Annotated in this window: 19 protein-coding genes, 1 other RNA gene and 1 pseudogene; 11 read left to right on the forward strand and 10 right to left on the reverse strand. The window is 70.5% G+C overall.

Translation table 11 applies throughout. The annotated features are described in order from the left end of the window. The 4 genes and pseudogenes from KRR26_RS34135 to KRR26_RS34150 all read left to right on the forward strand — a co-directional run. A pseudogene (locus KRR26_RS34135) lies at positions 1 to 494 on the forward strand (DUF1682 domain-containing protein); the annotation flags it as partial. Between the two features lie 2 nt (positions 495 to 496). Further along, positions 497 to 751: a hypothetical protein gene (locus KRR26_RS34140; protein WP_120202681.1), complete on the forward strand. Its 255-nt coding sequence runs from the start codon at positions 497 to 499 to the stop codon at positions 749 to 751. A 195-nt stretch (positions 752 to 946) separates the two neighbouring features. Continuing rightward, entirely contained in the window at positions 947 to 1918 is a 972-nt protein-coding gene (locus tag KRR26_RS34145; RefSeq protein WP_120202679.1) for a D-alanine--D-alanine ligase family protein, read from the forward strand. Positions 1919 to 2359: 441 nt separating this feature from the next. Then, on the forward strand, positions 2360 to 3880 hold the full coding sequence (locus KRR26_RS34150; protein ID WP_217081882.1) for a cellulose synthase family protein: 1521 nt from the start codon (positions 2360 to 2362) through the stop codon (positions 3878 to 3880). A gap of 86 nt (positions 3881 to 3966) precedes the next feature. On the opposite strand, the gene KRR26_RS34155 is transcribed toward KRR26_RS34150, so the two are convergent. After that, positions 3967 to 4398 (reverse strand): hypothetical protein, encoded by a 432-nt coding sequence (locus KRR26_RS34155; protein ID WP_233576660.1) that lies wholly within the window; start codon positions 4396 to 4398, stop codon positions 3967 to 3969. 172 nt (positions 4399 to 4570) lie between these two features. Between KRR26_RS34155 and KRR26_RS34160 the strand changes: the two genes are divergently transcribed. Then, positions 4571 to 5593, forward strand: a complete 1023-nt coding sequence (locus KRR26_RS34160) for a PEGA domain-containing protein (RefSeq protein WP_217081883.1) — start codon at positions 4571 to 4573, stop codon at positions 5591 to 5593. A 12-nt stretch (positions 5594 to 5605) separates the two neighbouring features. On the opposite strand, the gene KRR26_RS34165 is transcribed toward KRR26_RS34160, so the two are convergent. Then, positions 5606 to 6055, reverse strand: a complete 450-nt coding sequence (locus KRR26_RS34165) for a hypothetical protein (protein WP_236069477.1) — start codon at positions 6053 to 6055, stop codon at positions 5606 to 5608. A gap of 205 nt (positions 6056 to 6260) precedes the next feature. Between KRR26_RS34165 and KRR26_RS34170 the strand changes: the two genes are divergently transcribed. Continuing rightward, complete coding sequence (locus tag KRR26_RS34170; RefSeq protein ID WP_217081884.1) at positions 6261 to 8006, forward strand: M1 family aminopeptidase; 1746 nt, start codon at positions 6261 to 6263, stop codon at positions 8004 to 8006. A 3-nt stretch (positions 8007 to 8009) separates the two neighbouring features. On the opposite strand, the gene ftsY is transcribed toward KRR26_RS34170, so the two are convergent. Next, a complete protein-coding gene (gene ftsY / locus KRR26_RS34175) occupies positions 8010 to 9575 on the reverse strand; it encodes a signal recognition particle-docking protein FtsY (protein WP_217081885.1) in 1566 nt (521 codons plus the stop codon). A gap of 69 nt (positions 9576 to 9644) precedes the next feature. On the opposite strand from ftsY, the gene KRR26_RS34180 reads away from it, so the two are divergent. Further along, complete coding sequence (locus tag KRR26_RS34180) at positions 9645 to 10202, forward strand: hypothetical protein (protein ID WP_120202666.1); 558 nt, start codon at positions 9645 to 9647, stop codon at positions 10200 to 10202. Positions 10203 to 10717: 515 nt separating this feature from the next. Here KRR26_RS34180 and rnpB read toward each other — a convergent pair. The 3 genes from rnpB to KRR26_RS34195 form a co-directional block, all read right to left on the reverse strand. After that, positions 10718 to 11109: RNase P RNA component class A (rnpB, locus tag KRR26_RS34185), an RNA gene on the reverse strand. A gap of 91 nt (positions 11110 to 11200) precedes the next feature. Continuing rightward, complete coding sequence (locus KRR26_RS34190) at positions 11201 to 11824, reverse strand: ribonuclease HI family protein (protein ID WP_217081886.1); 624 nt, start codon at positions 11822 to 11824, stop codon at positions 11201 to 11203. A 23-nt stretch (positions 11825 to 11847) separates the two neighbouring features. Then, positions 11848 to 12582, reverse strand: a complete 735-nt coding sequence (locus KRR26_RS34195) for a zinc ribbon domain-containing protein (protein WP_120202662.1) — start codon at positions 12580 to 12582, stop codon at positions 11848 to 11850. Positions 12583 to 12872: 290 nt separating this feature from the next. Here KRR26_RS34195 and KRR26_RS34200 point away from each other — a divergent pair, with 290 nt between their 5' ends. Continuing rightward, entirely contained in the window at positions 12873 to 13523 is a 651-nt protein-coding gene (locus KRR26_RS34200) for a carboxypeptidase regulatory-like domain-containing protein (protein ID WP_328707266.1), read from the forward strand. 150 nt (positions 13524 to 13673) lie between these two features. Continuing rightward, positions 13674 to 13835 (forward strand): hypothetical protein, encoded by a 162-nt coding sequence (locus KRR26_RS34205; RefSeq protein WP_199723674.1) that lies wholly within the window; start codon positions 13674 to 13676, stop codon positions 13833 to 13835. Positions 13836 to 13925: 90 nt separating this feature from the next. On the opposite strand, the gene KRR26_RS34210 is transcribed toward KRR26_RS34205, so the two are convergent. Then, the gene (locus KRR26_RS34210; RefSeq protein ID WP_120202658.1) at positions 13926 to 14216 is read right to left on the reverse strand and encodes a TIGR02300 family protein; all 291 of its coding nucleotides are present in this window, start codon (positions 14214 to 14216) and stop codon (positions 13926 to 13928) included. 139 nt (positions 14217 to 14355) lie between these two features. Between KRR26_RS34210 and KRR26_RS34215 the strand changes: the two genes are divergently transcribed. Then, positions 14356 to 16005: an AgmX/PglI C-terminal domain-containing protein gene (locus tag KRR26_RS34215; RefSeq protein ID WP_217081888.1), complete on the forward strand. Its 1650-nt coding sequence runs from the start codon at positions 14356 to 14358 to the stop codon at positions 16003 to 16005. A gap of 601 nt (positions 16006 to 16606) precedes the next feature. Here KRR26_RS34215 and KRR26_RS34220 read toward each other — a convergent pair. Genes KRR26_RS34220 through KRR26_RS34230 form a run of 3 tightly spaced genes read right to left on the reverse strand, consistent with a single transcriptional unit; the run spans position 16607 to position 19406 of the window. Further along, positions 16607 to 16849 (reverse strand): DUF3006 domain-containing protein, encoded by a 243-nt coding sequence (locus KRR26_RS34220; protein WP_217081889.1) that lies wholly within the window; start codon positions 16847 to 16849, stop codon positions 16607 to 16609. A gap of 17 nt (positions 16850 to 16866) precedes the next feature. Next, positions 16867 to 18168 carry a ComEC/Rec2 family competence protein gene (locus tag KRR26_RS34225; RefSeq protein ID WP_120202652.1) on the reverse strand — a complete coding sequence of 434 codons (1302 nt, stop codon included), beginning with the start codon at positions 18166 to 18168 and terminating at the stop codon, positions 16867 to 16869. Beyond that, a complete protein-coding gene (locus KRR26_RS34230; RefSeq protein ID WP_407931754.1) occupies positions 18165 to 19406 on the reverse strand; it encodes a ComEC/Rec2 family competence protein in 1242 nt (413 codons plus the stop codon). The genes KRR26_RS34225 and KRR26_RS34230 overlap by 4 nt, the downstream gene beginning before the upstream one ends. Before the next feature lie 110 nt (positions 19407 to 19516). Here KRR26_RS34230 and deoC point away from each other — a divergent pair, with 110 nt between their 5' ends. Next, positions 19517 to 20410, forward strand: a complete 894-nt coding sequence (deoC, locus tag KRR26_RS34235) for a deoxyribose-phosphate aldolase (protein WP_217081891.1) — start codon at positions 19517 to 19519, stop codon at positions 20408 to 20410. Positions 20411 to 20414 lie beyond the last annotated feature (4 nt).

Genomic DNA, 20414 nt, shown 5'->3' on the forward strand with positions numbered 1-20414 from the left:
CGCGCCCCGCCGCCGAGTCCGTGGCGCCCGCCGCCGCGCCCGACTTCGAGCCGGTGGCGCCCGCCGAGACGCCCGCGGCGCCACAGCCCGCCCCCGCCCCCGCGCCTCCTCCGGAGCGTCCGCTGACGCGCCGTGAGAAGGCCATTCAGGAGCGGAAGCGGCGCCTCGAGGAGGCCCGCCTCAAGCGCGAGGAGGCCGCGCAGCGCAAGAAGGACGAGGCGCAGCGCAAGAAGGACGAAGCCCGGCTCAAGCGTGAGGAGGCCGCGCAGCAGAAGCAGGACGAGGCGCAGCGCAAGCATGCCGACACGCAGCGCAAGGTGGAGGATGAAGCCCGCCTCAAGCGCGAGGAAGAGGAGAAGCGCAAGCGCGAGGACGAAGAGAAGCGCAAGCGCGAGGAAGAGGAGAAGCGCAAGCGCGAGGAAGAGGAGAAGCGCAAGCGCGAGGAACCGAAGAAGAAGCCCGCCATCGACGAAGACGATCTCCGGAACTACTAGCCATGCGCCGTCCCTTGCGTTTCCTCGGGCCCTTCGTGGCCCTCTGCCTCTCTGCGTGCAGCCTGCTCGTGGACTTCGACCCGGAGGGGCAGCCCTGTGACAAGGGGCAGTGCCTGCCCGGCTACGTCTGCCAGAACGACGTCTGTGTCCCGGGCGAGTCCGATGGTGGCTCGGACTCCGGCCTCCCGCCCGCCCTCGATGCGGGCAAGGATGCGGGGACGGACGCCGGCCGGGATGGCGGCTCCGACGCGGGGTAGAACGGAGGCCAGCGCCCCGCTTGCCGCGGTGTGTCCTTCAGGCCGCGCCGTGGTCGCGAGAACACGGTCGTTGGCCGCGTGGGCACGGCGCGACCGTGTCGTATCGCGGGTTTTCGCGGCGCGTCCCGGGGAATCCGGACGCCCCGCGCGTGGCACTCCGCATGCTGTAGGGCGGGCCCAGGAGGCGTCATCGACATGGGCAAGCGCGTCGGAGTGCTGATGGGCGGGTGGGGCGAGGAGCGGGAGATTTCACTGAAGACAGGGGAGGCCGTGGTGGCGGCGCTGGAGTCGCTCGGTCACCACGTCACCCGCGTCTTCGCCGGCCCCGGGTTGGACCGCGCGCTCCGGGCCGCGGAACTGGACGTCGCGTTCGTCGCGCTGCATGGCCGCATGGGCGAGGACGGCCGGGTGCAGGGCCTCCTGGAGCTGCTCGAGCTGCCCTATACCGGCTCGGGCGTGCTGGCCTCCGCGCTGGCCATGAACAAGCCCATGGCCAAGAAGCTCTTCCGGCTCCACAACCTGCCCACGCCACGGGGCTACCGGGTGGCGCGCGCGGACCTGGCGCGGCTGACCGAACTGCACGCGGACTGGGGCTTCCCCTGCATCGTGAAGCCCTCGTGCGGCGGTTCCTCGGTGGGCTGCGCCGTGGTGCGTGACGCGGAGGCGCTCCTCCTGGCGGTGGCGCGCGCGTGCCGCTACGGCGGAGAGGCGCTGGTGGAGCAGTTCGTCGAGGGCCGGGAGGTCACCGTGGCCATCCTCGGCGACGCCGTGCTGGGCAGCTGCGAGATGGACTTCCACGGGGACGCGTTCGACTTCGACGCCAAGTACAAGGGGGGCACCCGCTGCTTCCATCCGCCCCGCCTGTCCCCGACGCGCATCGCCAACGTGGAGGCGCAGGCCCTCGCCGCGTACCGCGCGCTGGGCTGCCGTGGGTATGCCCGCGTGGACCTGCTCTGCTCCGACACGCAGAACGACGTGGTGCTGGAGGTGAACTCGCTGCCCGGCCTCACGCCCACCAGCCTCCTGCCCCGGATTGCCGAGCACGCGGGCCTGTCCTTCGCGCAGCTCGTCGCTCAGGTCCTCGCCGCCGCCACCCGTGACGAAGCCCAGGTCTCCGAGCCCCCCACCGTGGCCGCGCCGCTCGTCCCGCTCCGCGCCGCGATGTAGCCCGGAGTAGCCCGGAGTAGCCCCCTGTCGCCGAGCGTCTCACCCACCCAACCCGCGGCGTGCCGCGCCACGCCAGGGGCGCGCGCGGACTACCTCCTCGCGAGGCTCGAGAGCCTGCAACCCCCTGGATAGGGGAGCCTTGTCGCCGCTTCAGCCCCGGCGACTCGCTGCTCCACTTCCGGAGAGGTGATGACGCGGGCCGTCAAACAAACGTCTCCGTGGGTCTCAATTCCGGGGAATAGTTTGACACGACCTTGACGCGTCCCTATTGTCCGGCGCCGATCAATTCCCGGAAGATTAAATCCTTGTCTTTTCGGGCACATACGGGGCGGGGGCTCACCGGACCCAGCAGGCGGCGGTCAGCGTGAGGATGGGTGTTCGGGCCGCCGCGCAGGGAAGGACCGCAGGCGACAGTGCCGCGGGAGGGGCTGAGCGTCACCGATGACCACCGTAGAGATCATCTTCCTGGGCGTGTACTTCAGCGTCCTGTGCGTGCTGGCGGTCTACGGATCGCATCGGTATCGCATGGCGTTCCTGTACTACCGGCACAAGTTCAAGTTGCCCACGCCCAAGGGAACACTGAAGGCGTTGCCGCGCGTCACCATCCAACTGCCCATCTTCAACGAGATGTACGTCGTGGAGCGGCTGGTGGAGTCGGTGTGCCGCATCGACTATCCGCGGGACCTGCTGGAGATTCAGGTCCTGGACGACTCGACGGACGAGACGTGTGGCATCGCTCGGGCCTGCGTGGAGCGTCATCGGCAGAAGGGCCATGACATCGTCTACATCCACCGCACCAACCGCCAGGGCTTCAAGGCGGGTGCGCTGGAGAACGGGCTGACGCTGGCCCGGGGCGAGTACGTGGCGGTGTTCGACGCCGACTTCGTCCCGAGTCCTGACTTCCTGATGCGCACGGTGCCGTTCTTCGCGGACGCGAAGGTGGGCATGGTGCAGGTGCGCTGGGGCCACCTCAACCGTGAGTTCTCCATCCTCACGCAGGCCCAGAGCATCTTCCTGGACGGCCACTTCATCATCGAGCACACCGCTCGCAACCGCTCCGGCTGCTTCTTCAACTTCAATGGGACGGCGGGCATCTGGCGCCGCGACACCATCTCGGACGCCGGCGGGTGGCAGCACGACACGCTCACCGAGGACCTGGACCTGAGCTACCGCGCTCAGCTCAAGGGCTGGCAGTTCGTGTTCCTCCCCGAGGTCATCTCCCCGGCCGAGGTGCCGGTGGACATGAACGCCTTCAAGAGCCAGCAACACCGCTGGGCCAAGGGCTCCATCCAGACGGCGAAGAAGCTCTTGCCCGCCATCCTCAAGAGCGACCTGCCGCTCGTGGTGAAGCGCGAGGCCTTCTTCCACCTCACCAACAACATGGCCTACCTGTTGATGGTGCTCCTGTCCGTGCTGATGCCCATCAGCATGGTGGTGCGCTTCCAGCACGGCCTCTACGGCACGCTGTTCCTGGACCTGCCGTTCTTCATCACCGCCACCGCGAGCGTGTGCGTGTTCTACGTCGCCGCCCAGCGCGAGCGCGGCGTGACGGGCTGGGAGCGGGTGAAGTACCTGCCCTTCCTGATGAGCCTGGGCATCGGCCTGGCCATCAACAACGCCAAGGCGGTGCTCGAGGCGCTGCTCAACCAGCAGTCCGGTTTCGCGCGCACGCCGAAGACGGGCGCCGAGGGCAAGAACGTCAAGGTGGTGAAGAAGAGCTACCGCGGCAGCAAGACGCTCATGCCGGTGGTGGAGCTGTTGTTCGCCTTCTACTTCACGGGCGCGCTGTGGTTCGCCATCGACGCGCGCATCTACACGTCCGTTCCCTTCATCGTGCTGTTCCAGGCCGGCTTCATGTACGTGGGCGTGTCCAGCTTGCTGCAGGGGCTGGCGGGCCGCGTGAAGCTGTCCGACGCCGCTGTCGTGAAGCCCGCCGAGGAGCACACCCGCCGCGCTGCGTGAGCGCTGCTCGGGTCCGGCCCGCTTCCACCGCCGCCGTGTCCTCGCTCGGGTGAGCGCGGGGCCGGCGGCGGAGTCGCTTCGGGGGCTCAGGTGCCCGCGTCGGGCGGCACCCGCAGCAACTGCTGCTCCAGGCGCACGGGCGGGGGCCCCGAGCTGGCGGCTCGGCAGCCCTCGTCGATGGCGGTGCTGGAGACGGAGCGCAGCGTGAGCCCCGCGTCGGTGCAGGCGATGGCCTCGGTGGGGAAGGCCACGGGGCAGGGGGCTCCGGCGCCGCTGAATCCCTGCGCGCGCGTCTCGCCGATGAAGCCCTCGGATGTCCGGTTCAGGACGATGGAGACGGAGCCCGCGTCGGGCGTCTCGACGCCACCATCGGCCCAGGCGCGCACCACCGCGAGCGACAGCGTTCCACCGTCATCCTCGCCCAGGTAGCGGAACGCCGCGTTCTGCGCGTGGCGGTACTCGCCTGCCTGGTTGCGCTCACAGCCTGGCGGCACCTTCACCGGTGGAGCGGAAGCCATGGCCTCCACGCGCGGCGGTGCCTTGGCCGGGCACGCCGTGAGACTGAGGGCACAGACTGCGAGGGCCACGGGAGGCAAGACGCGGTGCATGGCTCGCGATATTCCTCCAACGCGAGGGTCGGTGGGACTCTGTTTGCTTCCCCTCGGATGACTCTCTAACCTTCGGGCCGTCATGATCCTTCGTCGCGTCGTGCTCTCCCTGCTGGTTGCCGCACTGGCCGTGCCGTCGTCCGCGTTCGCGCAGGATGACGACCTCATCGAGCCGCTGGGGCCCCAACCGTCGAAGACGTCGCGCACGAAGAAGAGCAAGGCCGTCCGCACCCCCAAGCCGCCCAAGACGCGCGCGCCGAAGAAGGAGCGCACCGCCACGCGCAAGGGGCAGTCCGTCAAGCCGTCCACCGCGCCGACTCAGGGGGAGGATGACCTCATCGCACCGCTGGTGCCGGTGAAGACGGAGCTGGTCCTGAAGCTGGGGACCAACGCGCGCGGGGCGAAGCTGTTCCTCGACGGCAAGGAAGTGACGGCGGGCTCGGGGCCGCTGGCCGTGACGCCCGGCGAGACGCACACCGTCGTCGCGCGGCGCTCCGGCTACGCGGAGTACAGCGAGCGAGTCGTGGTGGAGGAGGGCAAGTCTTCTGAGTTGGTGGTGGCGCTGGATGCGGTGGTGGGCTTCGCCACCGTGACGGCGGACGTGAGCCGGGCCACGGTGTTGCTGGATGGCGTGGAGATGGGCACCACCCCCATTTCCAACATGCAGCTCAAGCCGGGCACGCGCGAGTTCGAGTTCCGCGCCAAGGACCTGAAGGACGTGCAGCACATCACGGTGCGCGCCGGCCAGCAGTACGTCGTGGAGGGCAAGCTGCGCCCGGTGTCCGTGGCGGACGCGAGCGACCAGCCTCGCAACCCCGTACTCATTCCTGAGCGGACGCGGGTGGATCAGCCGGGCCTCGCGCTCAATCCGCAGAGCCAGGAGCCGGAGCCGGTCGTCTCCACGAGCAAGTCCTGGTACCAGCGTTGGTACGTCTGGGCGGGCGTGGGGCTCGTCGCCGCCGCGTCCGTGGGCGCGGTCATGGCCACCCAGAACAACGCCAAGCCGCTGGCGCCCAACGAGGTGTGCGGCGTCAACTGCGACGGCGTCATTCCCGCGGCGGCCCGCCCGGCGGCACTGCCCTCCGGAGGCGGGCTGCGCTTCTGACCAACGCGGGGGTTACTGGCCCCGCAGGTCGTCTTCGCCCCTGCGGGCTTCGGGTGACAGCACCAGGTACACGTTGCTCACCCGGCCCACGCCCCAGTAGTCGAGCGCGGTGGTGCGCACGCGGAACTCGCCGGACTCGGGCAGCAGCTCGGTGACGTCGACCTCGCCGGGCTCGAAGGCGAAGGCTCGGCGGCCCACGTTGTCCACTTGCTGGTTGCCGATGAGGACGCTGTCGGTGTAGCCCACGGCCGCCCGGCGCAGCACGGCGCCGCGTCCATCCACCACTTCCAGCAGCAGGAAGTTGTCCACCGAGAAGCCCTGCGTCCCCTTCGCGTCGCCGTAGAGGCGCGCTCGGGCGCCCTCCAGCTTCAGCGGCTCGGTCTGTCCGGTGGCCACCACATGAGGCGTGCGGTCCGCGTCGCGTGTGTCGACCTCCACGTCCCGGCGCAGCTCCTTGAGCATCGCGGTCTCGCGCTCGGGGGTGTCCTTGAGCAGCAGGACGGCTCGAGGCTCCGCTGGGGGGGCGACGGGATGGGGCGCCGGAGCTTGCCGTGCGGCGCAGGCAGGGAGAACGCAAGCAGCGGCCAGGGCCAGGGTGAACGTTCTGGAGGGCATTTCCGGGCTTGTAGCGAGCGGCTGCGCAACGGGTCAATTAGCATGCCCCCCCATGCGCGCGCTCCTCCGGTGGAGTCTCCTGGCCCTGTTCGTCGGCGCTCGGGCCCAGGCCGATGTGCCCCCTGAAGTGCAGCTCTGCCTCCAGCACCTCAAGCCCTCCGAGCGGGAGCGGGCGGCGCGGGCACTGGGGCCCCTGGAGGCGCTGCCTCGCTACCGGGTCCAGTTGGAGGTCGATCCGAAGGAGCGCCTCGTCTGGGGCAAGGTGCAGGTGGAGGTGACGGCTCGCAACGGGCGTCCGCTCTCGGAGCTGTACCTGCGGCTGACGCCCAACACGCGGTCCCGCCGGGTGACGCTGTCGCAGGTGAAGCTCAATGGCCAGCCCGTCACGCTGGAGCCGGGCCCCGAGTCCACGCTGTCACGGGTGGCGCTGACGCCGCCGCTCGCGCCGGGGGCGAGCGCCACGCTGGAGATGTCGGTGAAGGCGACCGTGCCGCGCGCTCCGGCGCAGAGTGGCTCCCTGTTGGGCGGAGGGGGCGCGGCGAGCGGGGGAGACCACGGGGCTTTCTCCGCGACGTCGGATTTCCTCAGCCTGGTGGGCGTGGTGCCGCAGGTGCCACCGCTGGATGAGCAAGGGAAGCCCTGGTCGGGGCCGCAGGGCATCGGGGACCTCGCGCTGTACGAGCCGGCGCACGTGCTGGCCACCGTCACCGTGCCGCCGGGCTGGACGGCGCATGCCACGGGCGCGCCCATGGGCGAGGTGCCCGAGCCGGATGGGCGCGTTCGCTTCGGCTTCGCCGCGGCGGCCGTGCGGGACTTCCCCGTGTTCGTGTCGCGCGGCTATCGGTCCGAGACGACCACGGTGAACGGCGTCACGGTGGAGAGCCACTTCCTGCCCCGCGACGAGGCCAGTGCCCAGCGGGTGCTGAAGTACGCGACCCAGGCGCTGTCCGAGTTCGAGCGCCGCCTGGGCCCGCTGCCCTACACGCACTTCCGCGTGGTGGAGGCGCCGCTGTCGGGGGGCGCTGGGGGCATGGAGTTCCCGGGGCTCGTCACGGTGGCGACGTCGCTCTACCGGGCCTCGGTGGATCCAAGCGCGGTGCTCTCCGGCATGGCGGGCATGGAGGACCTGCAGGCCCTGCTCGGCGAGGCAGGCGGCGGGGCGATGGCTCAGATGGGGGCCACGCTGGAGCGCACGCTGGAGTTCACCGTGGCGCATGAGGTGGCGCACCAGTACTTCGCCGCGCTGGTGGGCTCGGACCCCATCAACGCGCCCGTGGTGGACGAGTCCCTGGCCCAGTACGCCGCGGTGCTCTACTTCGAGTGGGCGCACGGCAAGGCCGCCGCGGAGCGCATGCGTCGCGAGGGGCTGGTGACGCCGTACCACTTCTATCGCTTGTCGGGCGGTGAGGACGGCCGGGCGGACCGCGCCACGGGCGACTTCGATGACGAGATGCAGTACGGCGCGCTCGTGTACGGCAAGGCGCCCATGTTCCACCACGCCGCGCGCCAGCTCGTGGGGGACGGGCCGTACTTCCAGGCGCTGCGCTCCTACGTGGACACGTACCGCTTCAAGTGGACGTGCAAGGAGTGCCTGGTGAAGGAGCTGGCGAAGGCGAGCCCCGCGCAGGCGCGTGCGCTCGGTGCCCTGCGCGTGCGCTGGTGGGAGGAGGCGCACGGCGACGCGGACCTGGGCGCGCCGGACCTCGGGTCGATGATGGGCGGCCTGGGCGACATGAAGCTGGACGCCGAGTCGCGCAAGCTGCTGGAGGAGATCCTCCCCCAGCTCACCGGGCAGTAACCCTCAGTCGAACAGGGCCTGGACGAACTCGCGCGGATCGAAGCGGCGCAGGTCGGCGATCTTCTCGCCCACGCCCACCCAGACCACGGGCAGCTTCAGCTCATCGCAGATGCCGATGATGACGCCGCCCTTGGCGGTGCCGTCCAGCTTGGTGAGCGCGATGGCCGTGACGCCCACCGCCTCGTGGAACTGCTTGGCCTGCTGGATGGCGTTCTGCCCGTTGGTGGAGTCGAGCACCAGCAGCACCTCATGCGGCGCGCCGGGCAGCGCCTTGTCCATGACGCGCTTCACCTTCTTCAGCTCCTCCATGAGCGGCGCCTGGGTGTGCAGGCGGCCCGCGGTGTCCGCGATGACGACGTCCGCGTTCTCCGCGCGGGCGCGCTTCACGGCATCGAACACCACGGAGCCCGGGTCTCCGCCGTCAGCGCCCTTCACGAACTGCGCGCCGGCGCGCTCGGCCCACACGTCGAGCTGCTCGGTGGCGGCGGCGCGGAACGTGTCGCCCGCGGCGACAATCACCTTCTTGCCCTGGCCCGTGAGCTGCGCGGCCAGCTTGCCAATGGTGGTCGTCTTGCCGGCGCCGTTGACGCCCACGACCATGACGACGTGCGGTGGGCCGCCCCCCTCCAGCGAGCGCGGCACGGGCAGCGCCACGATGCGCTCCACCTCGTCGCGGATGACGCGCTTGATCTTCTCCGGGTCGCTCAGCTCCTTGCGCTTGAGCTTCTCGCGCGCCTCCTCGACGAGTCGGTTCGCGGTGCGCACGCCGATGTCGGCGGTGAAGAGGATCTCCTCCAGGTCCGCGAGCACGGACTCGTCCACCACGCGCTGCTGGCCGAAGAGCCCGTTGAGGCGGGCCATGAAGCCCTGGCTGCGGGTCTTGTCCAGGCCCTGGGCCAGGGTGCGGCCGGCCTCGGCCTGGACCTTGGCGCGGGCGGTGGCCTCCTCGGCGCGCCGGGCCTCCTCGGCGGTGGCGGCCTCTCGGGCGCGCTGCTCCTCTTGGAGGCGCTGGGCCTCGGCGACCTCGCGACGACGACGCTCGCGGGCCTCGTCATCCGCGGCCTTCTTCGCGCGGTACTCGGCGCGCTTTTGCTCCTCCTCGCGCTCCTTGAGTTCGCGGGCCTCCGCCTCCAGGCGTGTACGCTCGGTGGCGTCGGTGGCGGTGCGCGCGGCGCGGGCGGCCTCCTCTCGCTGGCGGGTGAGGGCATCGGAGCGCGCATGGGCCTCATCCAACTCGCGGAGGCGCGCCAGCTCCAGCTCGGAGGGCGGCAGGTCCACGCGCAGCTCGGGGCGCGGCTCGGGGAGGGCGGGCGTCTCCTCCGCCTTGGGGAGCGCGGGCTTCTTGGCCTCGGCCTGGCGGCCTCGGGTGAAGAGCTTGCGCGCGGCGAGCACCACGAGGAGGACGAAGAGGGCGGCGACGCCCATCCCCACCACCTCGCCCACGGGCAGGCCATGCTCGGGCGGCGTGCCTGTCCCCGGCTGCGTCGTGCCTCCGCCCGGCGTGGGAGCGGGGGAGGGAGAGGGCGGGACCTGGGTGGCCAGGGCGGCGAGGAGGGGTGGGGTGTTCATGCGCGGCCTCGCATACACCAACCCGCAGTTGGATGCAGCGCCCCCGGCCGAGTAGAACCGCGCATCGACATGCGCCTCCTTCCCTCGACCCTTTGGGTGTCCGCATCCCTGCTGTTGGGCAGTGCCTGCATCGTCGAGGCTCCCGGAGGCGCCAGCCCCGAGGAGCGGCGCGCGGCCACGGTGACCCAAGTGCCGCCGCTCTCCGTGCGCAACGGCGCCAATCTGGGAGGCAAGGTGGAGTTGGTGGGCGCCACCGTCCAGCCTGGCCGCGTCGCCCCGGGGGACCAGGCGCGGGTGACGCTGTTCTTCAAGGTGCTCCAGCCGCTGGACGACGACTACATCGTCTTCGTGCACGTGGAGGACGCCGACGGCCGCGTGGAGCGCACCAACGTGGACCACAAGCCCGCGAATGGCCTCTACCCGACAACGCAGTGGAAGCCGGGCGAGACGGTGAAGGACGAGTTCATCGTCTCGGTGCCGCCCGGCTCGCCCGTGCGCGCGCTGAACCTGTGGATGGGCCTGTGGGAGCCGCGCACGGACACGCGGCTGAAGCTCACCAACCCGGACGTGGTGCGCAACGATGGCAACGACCGGCTGCTCCTGGCCCAGGTCCCGGTCGGTCGCTGAGCGCCGTCACACGGCCCCTGAAGCGCGCGCAGTTTGAGTCCGAGCCGCCGCCCCGTGTCGCGGCTTAATTCGAGTCGGGTTGCGCGGAGGGAGGACTCGCGTCGTCGTCCGACGGGGTCGAGCCGAGCAGCATGAGGGCATGGAGGTCTCCCTTCACGCGCTCGTCGCCGCCGGCGACGAAGTCCTCGTCGCGTGCCCCCGCGTTGAACCGGATGCCGTCCAAAAACCTCGAACAGCTCGGGGTGTCTCGCATTCACGGCTTCGGGCTTGTCGAAGTTCCAGCGTGAGACGAGCCCATCGCGGCCCAGGACATAGTCGTGGCCGGGGCTGACTTGCGCGACGAACCCAGGGGTTGGGGATTCTCTGCTCGGGCCATGCTGGGAAGCGACAGCCACAGGAGCAACGGGGCGCGTGGGGCGCGACGTTCATGCGCGCGCTCAAGCGGCCGAAGCTCGTGCGCAGACCGCCGCGTGCACGCGAGCGTCCGCGCGGAAGCGGCTGCGACAGGGAAGAAGCGCCAGAGCGGCCCTGTAAGCCGAGTTTTGTCCCCACCCCTTTCGAGGTGGGCGATGAACATTCATCTAGGGCCCTGGTTGCCCAGGGGCCTCATCAGCGAGCAACCCGAGCGCTTGGGACGGGCCATCCTTGTCCCCTCGCGGGGACGCGCTCCTATTGGCTCTTGCTCCAGGTGGGGTTTACCGTGCCGTCCGAGTCACCCCGGACGCGGTGCGCTCTTACCGCACCGTTTCACCCTTACCCGCCCCTTGCGGAACGGGCGGTCTGTTTTCTGTGGCACTGTCCTGCGAGTCGCCTCGACTGGCCGTTAGCCAGCACCCTGCCCTGTGGAGCTCGGACTTTCCTCCCGCCACCCATGACTGCGATGGCCGGCGTTCATCCGGGCCGCTCTGGCGCCCCAGGGGATACAACAGCGGTGGCGTACAGGTCCACTCTGCTCGGGGCGGCGCCGCGCGCGTTGAACACGCCCGAGGCGGTGCGCGCTACATGCGCTCGTCGATGGCCCGGTTGCTCATCTCGTCCGCCTCGGCGTTCTGCGCGCGGGGGACATGGGTGAGCTTCACGGAGGAGAAGCCCGCGAGCAGTCGCTTGGCCTCATCGAACAGCGGCTTCAGGGTGGGGCTCTTCACCTGGTACCGGCCCCCGAGCTGGCGGATGAGCAGCTCGCTGTCCGCGAAGACCTCCACCTCGGAGGCGCCCAGGCCGCGGGCGTGCTGGAGGCCCAGCAGGAGCGCGCTGTACTCGGCGAAGTTGTTCGTCTGGACGCCGAGGAATCGCCCGAGCCGCGCCACCACCCGGCCCTCGGCGTCCTTCACCACGGCGCCCGCGCCCGCAGGGCCCGGGTTGCCGCGCGCCGCGCCGTCGGAATAGACGCGCAGCCGGGGCACCGGGCCCGCGCCTCGCGCGACCTCCGTGGGAGGAACAACCGGGGCAGGGGACGAGGGCACTGGCGCGGACGAGGCGCCAGGACCGAGCCGGTCGGCGACCTCCTCCAGCAACTGTCCCAGGTGCTCTCGGGTGAGGCCCCGGAAGGCCCGGACCGTGCTCGTCAGGGGCTCCTCGCGCGCGATGAAGCGGAGGAGGTCGACGAGGGAGGGCCGGGCCATGGGAGGAAACAAGACGACCGCGACTACTCGTCGGCGGCCGGCTGCTTCTCCTGAAGCGCCTCGACTGCGTAGATGATGCGGTTGCACGAGGGGCACACGTCGGTGCCCAGCGTGGTGCGCAGCATGTTGTAGAGCTGGGGCGGCACGTTCATGTTGCAGCCCTGGCAAGTGCCCGCTGCCACGCCGACGATGGCGGGGAGCTTCTTCTTGCGGATGACCTCGTAGCGGCGCAGCAGCGTGGCGTCCACCGCGGCGGCCACCTCCGAGCGACGGCCCTCCAGCGACTTCACCTGGCCCTCGGCCTCGCCCAGCTTGCCGCGCAGCTCCGTCATGCGCCCCGAGAGGCTCTGCTGACGGGTCGCGAAGTCCGACTCCTTGGACTTGATGGCCTCGCGTGCCGTGGCCAGCTCCTTCACCTTGTCCGTCAGCTCCTCGGACTGGGTGAGGATGCCCTTCTTCGCGATGTCGATCTCCCTCGCGAGCGCCGAGTACTCACGCGTCGAGCGCTGATCGGACAGGCGGCCTTCCCACTTCTTCACCTTGTCCTTCTCGTCCGCGATGTTCTGCTCGAGCAGGGCCTTCTGCCGCTCGAGGTCGGTCACGCGTGCGCGCTCCGCCTCGATGGCACTCCGCGCCACCCCCAGGTCCCGCTCCAACTCGGAGATCTGACGGGGATGCACGTCCGCAGCCTTCCGGAGCGAGGCGACCTCCAGGTCTACCTTCTGCAGCTCCGCCAGGGCCTTCAGTTTCTCCCGCAAGTTTGCTGCCTCCCACAGTGCCGCACCGACGCGCGGCGCGGCTCTTGTACCAACAAGGATGATGGGGGTCCAACGCCCAAATGGGCCAGTCGTCATCCCACGCTGTCCGTGCGGCCATCCGGCGTTTGAATCCGCTTCACGCACCCGTTAGACGGGGACACGTGTTCCGGCCCTCCTTCCTTCGCGCCTGCCTCCTGCTCGCCCTGGCCCCCGCCTGTCGCGAGACCCCTCCCTCCCCCGCGCCCCCCTCATCGGGCGCTCCTCCCCCCGCCGCCCGGCCGGTGGCTCCCGTGACGGAGTGGGGGACGCTGGAGGGCAGGGTGCGCCTGTCCGGCCCTCCGCCGGCCCCCGTGCTCCGCGACACCAGCGCCACCGCCGCGGGCGTCTGTGGGGCGCAGTCCGAGGATCGCTCACTCGTGGTGGGACAAGGGGGCGCGCTCGCCTACGCCGTGGTGGCGCTGAGGGACGGCGCTGACTTCGCCGCGCCTCCCGAGCCCACCGCGGAGCCCGTGCTGGACCAGCGCAAGTGCTCCTACGAGCCGCCCGCCCTGGCGGCTCGCGCGGGCAGCTCCCTGGCCCTGCGCAACTCGGACCCGCTGGTGCACAACGTGCGCGCCGCGTCCGGGGCCAATCGTTCAGTCTTCAACGTGGCCATGCCGCTGGAGGGGATGACCCTGCACCGGCCGCTGCCCACCGAGCCCGGCACCGTGGCCATCCGCTGCGACGTCCACCCCTGGATGCGCGCCGTCGTGCGCACCTTCGACCATCCCTACTTCACGACCTCGGGCGCCGACGGGCACTTCCGCCTCAAGGTTCCGGCCGGAAAGCACACCCTCGTCTTCTGGCACGAGCGGCTCCCAGAGACCTCCCGCGCCGTGGAGATCCACGCGGGAGAGACCGTCACGGTGGACCAGGAGTGGGGCTCCGCCGACCTGCGCTGACCCCGACACCCCCGACTCCAGGGCGAGACGTGGAAGGATTGGCCCGCTCCGCGTCTAAGGCTCTGGGAACCGAGGCGAGCCGTTTCGGTTTCCGTCTAAATGGCAAAATTGTTATGAGTGTGCTTGCGCCACACAAAAGGGGGGCACGTCATGCACCAGCCAAAGAAGCGAGTGATGCCACCGGAGCCGCGTCCCGCCGAGCCTTCGGGCCGGGCGGTTCGCCCCGTGGGGATGCAGGAGATGGGGCCTGGGCTCTATGAGCAGATTCGCCGCGCCCTGACGGAGCTGTCACCAGCCTCGTCGAATCCGTAGTCGGCGTTCGCGGGGCCCTTCAGAACGACGAAGAGGCCCCGGGCCGGATGGCCACGGAGCCTCGTTGGGCAGGACACCCGCTGCCGCCGACTAGATCTCGTCTTCCTCGGCCTCGCCGGCGCCCGCCTCGTCGTCGTCGAAGCTCTCCAGGTCCTCCTCCTCGTCCTCGGAGGCGGCGGGCTCTTCGGGCTCGACAGGCTCGATGACCTTGGGCGCGGCGGACAGCCGGCTGCGGCGTCCCTCGGGCGCGGGCTTCAGGGCAGGGCTCTCACGCTGGTCGGCGCCGCACTTGGGGCACACCGGATCCGGCTTCTTCATGTCGTAGAACTTCGTGCTGCACTTGAAGCAGACGAACTTCGTCCCGAGGTCCTTCGCCGACATTCGCCACCTTCTAAAAGGCTAGAGAAGACAGGGAGGCGGCTGAATAGATGGGCGGACGGACAGAGTCAACGGTGGGTTTGCGCGGGCGATTTCTGGCGGTAGCATCCGGGCCCGTTTCCCCGCGAGTCGGACACCCCCCTTGAACTTCACCTGCGACAATTGCCAGAAGCGGTACTCCATTGCGGACGAAAAAGTCCGCGGCAAGACGGTCAAGGTCCGCTGCAAGAATTGTCAGAGCGTCATCACGGTGCAGGGCCCCGCCGAGGAGGAGAGCACCCGCGTGGTCTCTCTGGCCGACGTGGAGCGCATCCGCGCCCAGGAGCGCTCGCTGAGCGAGACGGCGAGTGCCCCGGCCCCCGCGCCCGCTCCAGTTCCTGCCGCCGCACCCGTCGCGAGAGCGCCTGTCTCCGCGCCCCAGACGCCCTGGGATGATGAGCCGACGCGCGCGGCTCCCGTGCGTCAGGCCGCCGGAGCGCCCTGGTTCGTCATGGTGCGCAACAAGCAGGAAGGTCCTCTGGATGAGGCCGCCCTGGCGGATTGGGTGTCGTCGGGCAGCATCAGCGCGCGCAGCTTCTTCTGGCGCCAGGGCATGCCGGATTGGAAGCGCGGCTCGGACATCCCGGAGCTGGCCGCGTTCTTCGCGCCGCCCCCCGAGCCCGTCGCGCCGCCTCCGCCCGTCGCGGCGCCGCCGCCTCCTCCTGCTCCCGCGCGGGCCGCGCCCCGCCGCGAGCCGGAGCCCCAGGCGTTCATGCCCGAGCCGGAGTCCGAGGAGCCGCCCCCGAACGAGGAGGACGAGCCCGAGCGGACGTTCTTCTCCGAGCCCGCCGCGAAGGCCGCGCACGTCTCGTCCGGACGGCGAGGGCAGGCCGCGCGCGCGGAGGCTCCCGCCGCGAGCGCCGCGCCGCTCAACGAGCTGTTCTCCGACCTGGATCTGCCCGGCAACCGAGGTGAGGGCGAGGGCGAGGACGAGGGCGCGCCTGATTCCGACGAGCAGGGCGCGCCGCTGGGCGGAGACCCCAACGACGAGTCCGCGCCGGTGGAGGACACGCGCTACTTCATGAAGAAGTCGGGCGTCACGCGCCGCAATCCGGCGTGGAAGATCGCGCTCTTCGTGGTGCTCATCATCGTGGTGCCCGTGGGCATCCTGTACGCGCTGTCCGCCACCAAGGTGGTTCCGCTCACCGTCAAGCGGGTGGACGCCGAGGGCCGCATGGTGGAGCAGCCCGTGTTCTCCGTGGAGGGCGTGGGAGCGCTGCGCGACAAACTGCTCGGTCGCACGGCCGCGCCTCCGCCGTCGCGCCCTGTCGAGTCCGACAAGCGTCCTGCGACGCCGAAGGCCGCCGAGTCGGGTGCGCAGCAGGGCAGCGCCGCGCCCGCGAACGGGAAGCCCCAGGGGGAGCTCGCGGCCGTCTACTCCGATACGCAGAAGGCGGAGGTCGGCCCGGAGGTGCGCAAGGACGCGGAGGTCGCGGCCAAGGACAGTGCCTCCGCGGGCGGGCCCGCTCCCGAGGAAGTGCAGCGCGTGGTGGCGCAGACGCAGCCCGGCTTCCGCAACTGCATCGAGCAGGAGCTGCGCAAGAATCCGAAGTTCCGCGGCGGCAAGGTCACGCTGACCGCGACGGTGGGGGCTTCGGGGACGGTGAAGGCCGCCTCGTTCGATCGCGCCGACATCAATGGTTCGGGAGTGGGGGAGTGCCTGAAGGACCGTGCGAAGCGCATGGTCTTCTCGAGCTTCTCCGGCGACGACGTGGACCTCCAGGTTCCGCTCGTCCTCTCCGGAACGATGTAGTCGCGCGCCGGGATCCGCTGCGCTCCTCGCGAGGAGCGCACGGGGCCCGGCGTGTCTCCGTCACGGCGCGAAGCCGCTGCTGCGCGGTGGAGGCCGGCGTCTCTGTGTTCGAGCGAGCCGGGATTCCCTGCGGCCAGGGCGAGGCGGCTCGCGGTCCAGCGGCTTCAGGTCTTCGCTTGAAGCCGCCGATGCACGGAGGATGACTGGCCGCTCCCGGTTCATGAGGGCTGGACGTCACTTCGCTCATCGTGGGGCTGCGCACCGCATGCTCACGTCATCGCGCGAAGCGACTCGTGCGCGATATCCACCTGAACTCCTGCCGCAGGCGCTTGCCTGTCGTGACTCCGCTGTTGGCGAGGACGCGCAGGGCGGCGTGCTCGCGTCATCGCGAGCCGTGGTTCGTGCGCGTTAGCCACCCTCGCTTCCGGTGCAGACGTTTGCCTGTCGCTCGTCCGCTGCTTTCGTGGCAGCGAGCAGCGCGGTGTGCTCGCGGCATCGCGAGCAGTGGCTCGTGTGTGGTGGCCACCTGGTCCTGTCGCGCTCGCAGGTGTCTTTCGTTGCTGCGCTCCACACGGGGAGGTTCAGGGCCCGTGAGCCTGCGTCACAGGTCGAAGTCGCCCGAGGGGGGAGGGGGTTTGCCTTGCTGTGCTCGCTCGCGTGCCTCGCGTACCTCTTCGCGCAGTGCCGCCGTGGCCTTCGCGTCCACGGTGAGGGTCTTCAGGTCGATGACGTCGCCCTCTCGCACGCCGGCAGGCAGTTCACGCAGGGGGCGCGTCACCTCGTGGCCGTCCACCACGAGGACGGCGAGGTCGTCCTCGATGCGATCCAAGGTGGCCGTCGACATGGGGCTCCGAGAGCGGCTCATGGGTTGCAGTCCCGTGCCGGCCGGAACTTCCGTGCGGCTTCCTCGCGCGTGGCGAAGTGGATGAGGTTGCGCGGAAGGATCTTCTTCGCGGCGGGGCACGAGGGCACGTGGAAGGACTCGCGGATGCGGCTTGCCACATAACCCTGGGTGGGCATGGCCTGCTGCGCCTCGGGCGTGGGCGGTTTCCGCGCGGCGGGCAGGTCATCCACGTTGGTGGTGCTCGCTCCCTGGCGAGGTGTGTCTGTCGCGGGCTTCGTATCGGCGACCTTCGCGACAGCGGGCGTTGCTGTCGGAGGCAGCAGGTCCGCGCCGGAGAAGGTGTAGCGCGTATCGATGGGTACTCCCGCGGGCAGTCGCTGCGGCGTGACCACGAACTGCCGACCATCGCTCACCGCTTGCACCTCGCCCGCGATGTCCGTGCGGAACAGACGCGCGCTGCTCGCGCCGAGTCGCTCCAGCGTGGCGCGTGCGGGCATGCCGGGACCGCCGCTCGCGCCCACCGATACGATGGCCGCTTGAGGGCGCACCGCCGAGAGGAACGCGGAGGTGGATGCATCCGAGATTCCGTGCGCGCCCACCTTGAGCAGCGTGGAACGAGAGACCGCTCCCCGCGCGACGAGATGCGCTTCGGTCTGCGCGCGCGCATCCCCCATGAACAGCACGGACGTGTCCCCGTAGGTGAGCCGCAGGACGATGGAGTTGGACTCCAGGCCGACCGCGCCATCGCCCGGCAACAGCGCCTCGGCCGGTGCGCGGGGCCAGAGCACCGTCAGCTCCACGCCCGCGCCCACGGGCAGCTTCAAGGGCGCATTGGGCGTGGAGGACGAAGGCGCGGGGGAGAAGACCTGCACGCCTCGCGCTCCCACTCGCCCGAGCAGGGCGTCGTAGTCCTCGGGCGCACCCGGGAGTTGCGGCTCCAGCAGGCGTCGTGCGCCCACTCGGCGCAGCAGCGGATCCAACGCGCCGCGATGGTCCGCGTGCGGATGCGTGAGGATGACGAGGTCCAGCTCTCGCCGCAGCAGCTCGGGCAGACGGTTCACCAGGTGGCCGGCGGCGGAGGCGGGCCCTGCGTCCACCAGCACCGTGTTCCCCTCGGGCGACACGATGAGCGCGGCGTCGCCCTGGCCCACGTCGAAGAAGTAGACGTGCAGCTTCCCGTCGGGGGGCGGCCCGAAGTAGCGCGAGGGCGTGGTGGGCTCGCTCGCCTCGGGCGGCGGCGTGGAGGCGGGCGGCGGTTGCTTGCAGGCCAGGGGCGCAACGAGCAGCAGGCCCAGCAGGAGAGGCAGGCGCGGGCTCATGGGTGGCAGTCCTCCGCGGGACGGCGCTCGCGGGCGGCGGCCTCGCGGCTGGGGTAGACGGTGCGCTCATTGTGCGAGCGCTTCAAGGTCGGGCAGTCCTCACGATGGAACACCTTGCTGCCCTTCAGCGACACGTAGCGCGGTCCCTCGGCGCTCGCGGGCGCGCGCTCCACGGGTGGCGTAGAGGGCCGGCTCGAACTCGAGGGCCCACGACCCCCGGGCTCTTTCTCTCGTTCCTTGGAGCCCCCCGAGCGCCGGTGGACGCTGGGCTCGATGGGGCCCAGCGCCACCGGCCCCGTGCCCTGTTCTCCCTGGACGACCAGGGGCGCCGTGATGCCTCGGGCCGAGCTCAGGGTGACGTTGGTGCCGTCACTCACCGCGACCACCTCGCCGTCCTGGTCGGTGCGGAAGGGCCGGACGCCCGCGCTGTCCAGGCGCTCGAGGACCTCCGGGCTGGGATGGCCGTAGTCGTTGCCCTTGCCGCAGGAGATGACCGCGGCGCGAGGCTTCACCCGGCGGAGGAACGCGGCGGTCGTGGAGTGACGGCCCCCATGGTGGGCCACCTTCAGGACCGTGGCCGTCAGGTCGAGCGGCTTCTGGAGCAGCACTTCCTCGGTGTCCGGCTCGGAGTCTCCCGTCAGCAGGAAGGCCGTGGCGCCGAACGTGAGCTTCGTCACGATGGAGTTGGAGTTGGGGTCCGAGCGCGTGTCGTCGAGGAACGACTCCTGCGGCACGCGCGGCCACAGCACCGTCAGCGCCACGCCCTCGCCCAACCCGATGGTGAGCAGTGACTGGGGCGCTCGTGGGTTGGGCTGAGGCGTCATCACCTGGCCCACCTCCTTGCCCACGAAGTTCAGCAGGTCACGGTAGGCCTCGCTCGGGTGATTGAAGCCGGGATCCATGAATCGTCGCGCGCCCACCGCGCGGATCGCCGCGGCGAGTCCCCCCAGATGGTCCAGATGCGGGTGCGTCAGGATGACGAGATCCAACGGGCCCTTCACCAACTCGCGCAGCCGCGCCGCCAGCCGGGGCGCCGCCTCTGGCGGGCCCCCATCGATGAGCACCGTCTTGCCCTCGGGCGAGACGATGAGGATCGAGTCGCCCTGGCCCACGTCCAGGAAGTACACCGAGAGCTGCCGGCCCACGCCGCTCGGTGGCACGGTGGGTGCGGCGGCATGCCCTCCGAGTGGAGCGAGCAGAAGGAAGAGGAATCCGAGGAGCCGCGCGAAGAACGTCACGATTCGCACTCTACCGCTCTGCTCCCACCCTCGGCACCTGGGTGCGACCTGTTCAGGAGCCCCCATCCGAGCGCTTCCCGAGGGCAACGAAGTGGGCTATGGGGCGCGACATGTCCGACTCCGAGGACTTCTTCAAAGCCGTTGAGGAGCTTGCTGACCACGCCCGCCGCCGCATGCTCGCCTGGGCTGAGGCCCGGGGCGCCGTGCCGCCCGGCGCGACCGCCGAGGCGGAGACGGCCGCCGAGGCCACGAGCGCGGAGGTGGTCGTGGAGCCAGCGCGGCGCGAGCCTGGCGTGAAGACGGCCACGGCGCGCGTTCCTTCCGAGTCCATCCGCGGCGCGGCGGACCTGGCGCCCTACATCGACCACACGCTGCTCAAGCCCGATGCGAGGGCCGAGGACGTGGTCCGCGTGGCCGAGGAGGCGCGCCAGTACGGCTTCGCCACCGTGTGTGTGAACAGCGTCCACGTGGCCACGGCCGCGCGCGTGCTGGCCGGCGCCCATGCCGTGCCCATCGCCGTGGTGGGCTTCCCGCTGGGCGCGTCGTTGCCCGCCGCCAAGGCCTTCGAGGCGCGCGAGTCCATCCGCGCGGGCGCGCGTGAAATCGACATGGTGATCAACGTGGGGGCGCTCAAGGCCCGGGACTACCGGCTGGTGCACCAGGACATCGCCGCGGTCGTCGAGGCCAGCCACCCGCTGCCCGTGAAGGTCATCCTGGAGACGGGACTCTTGACGGACGAGGAGAAGGTCGTCGCGTGCGCGCTGTCCAAGGCGGCGGGCGCGGCCTTCGTGAAGACGTCCACGGGCTTCGGGCCCGGCGGCGCGACGGTGAAGGACATCGAGCTGATGCGCCAGACCGTGGGTGACGACGTGGGCGTGAAGGCCTCCGGCGGTGTGCGCTCCGCCGAGGACGCGGTGAAGATGATCCGCGCGGGTGCCAACCGCATTGGCGCGTCGTCGTCCGTCGCCATCGTCACCGGGCAGATCTCCACCGCGCAGTACTGACCTC

Origin of the sequence: Citreicoccus inhibens (assembly GCF_019039035.1) — a bacterium.
Lineage (GTDB): Bacteria > Myxococcota > Myxococcia > Myxococcales > Myxococcaceae > Citreicoccus > Citreicoccus inhibens.

What these genes read in the sequence shown, in the direction of transcription:
- KRR26_RS34150 (WP_217081882.1), top strand. Translation starts at nt 2,360, where the DNA reads ATGACCACCGTAGAGATCATCTTCCTGGGCGTGTACTTCAGCGTCCTG.
- deoC (WP_217081891.1), top strand. Translation starts at nt 19,517, where the DNA reads ATGTCCGACTCCGAGGACTTCTTCAAAGCCGTTGAGGAGCTTGCTGAC.
- KRR26_RS34165 (WP_236069477.1), bottom strand. Translation starts at nt 6,055, where the DNA reads ATGCTCAAGGAGCTGCGCCGGGACGTGGAGGTCGACACACGCGACGCG.
- KRR26_RS34155 (WP_233576660.1), bottom strand. Translation starts at nt 4,398, where the DNA reads ATGGCTTCCGCTCCACCGGTGAAGGTGCCGCCAGGCTGTGAGCGCAAC.
- KRR26_RS34210 (WP_120202658.1), bottom strand. Translation starts at nt 14,216, where the DNA reads ATGTCGGCGAAGGACCTCGGGACGAAGTTCGTCTGCTTCAAGTGCAGC.
- ftsY (WP_217081885.1), bottom strand. Translation starts at nt 9,575, where the DNA reads ATGAACACCCCACCCCTCCTCGCCGCCCTGGCCACCCAGGTCCCGCCC.
- KRR26_RS34220 (WP_217081889.1), bottom strand. Translation starts at nt 16,849, where the DNA reads ATGTCGACGGCCACCTTGGATCGCATCGAGGACGACCTCGCCGTCCTC.
- KRR26_RS34180 (WP_120202666.1), top strand. Translation starts at nt 9,645, where the DNA reads ATGCGCCTCCTTCCCTCGACCCTTTGGGTGTCCGCATCCCTGCTGTTG.
- KRR26_RS34225 (WP_120202652.1), bottom strand. Translation starts at nt 18,168, where the DNA reads ATGAGCCCGCGCCTGCCTCTCCTGCTGGGCCTGCTGCTCGTTGCGCCC.
- KRR26_RS34140 (WP_120202681.1), top strand. Translation starts at nt 497, where the DNA reads ATGCGCCGTCCCTTGCGTTTCCTCGGGCCCTTCGTGGCCCTCTGCCTC.
- KRR26_RS34170 (WP_217081884.1), top strand. Translation starts at nt 6,261, where the DNA reads ATGCGCGCGCTCCTCCGGTGGAGTCTCCTGGCCCTGTTCGTCGGCGCT.
- KRR26_RS34160 (WP_217081883.1), top strand. Translation starts at nt 4,571, where the DNA reads ATGATCCTTCGTCGCGTCGTGCTCTCCCTGCTGGTTGCCGCACTGGCC.
- KRR26_RS34205 (WP_199723674.1), top strand. Translation starts at nt 13,674, where the DNA reads ATGCACCAGCCAAAGAAGCGAGTGATGCCACCGGAGCCGCGTCCCGCC.
- KRR26_RS34145 (WP_120202679.1), top strand. Translation starts at nt 947, where the DNA reads ATGGGCAAGCGCGTCGGAGTGCTGATGGGCGGGTGGGGCGAGGAGCGG.
- KRR26_RS34190 (WP_217081886.1), bottom strand. Translation starts at nt 11,824, where the DNA reads ATGGCCCGGCCCTCCCTCGTCGACCTCCTCCGCTTCATCGCGCGCGAG.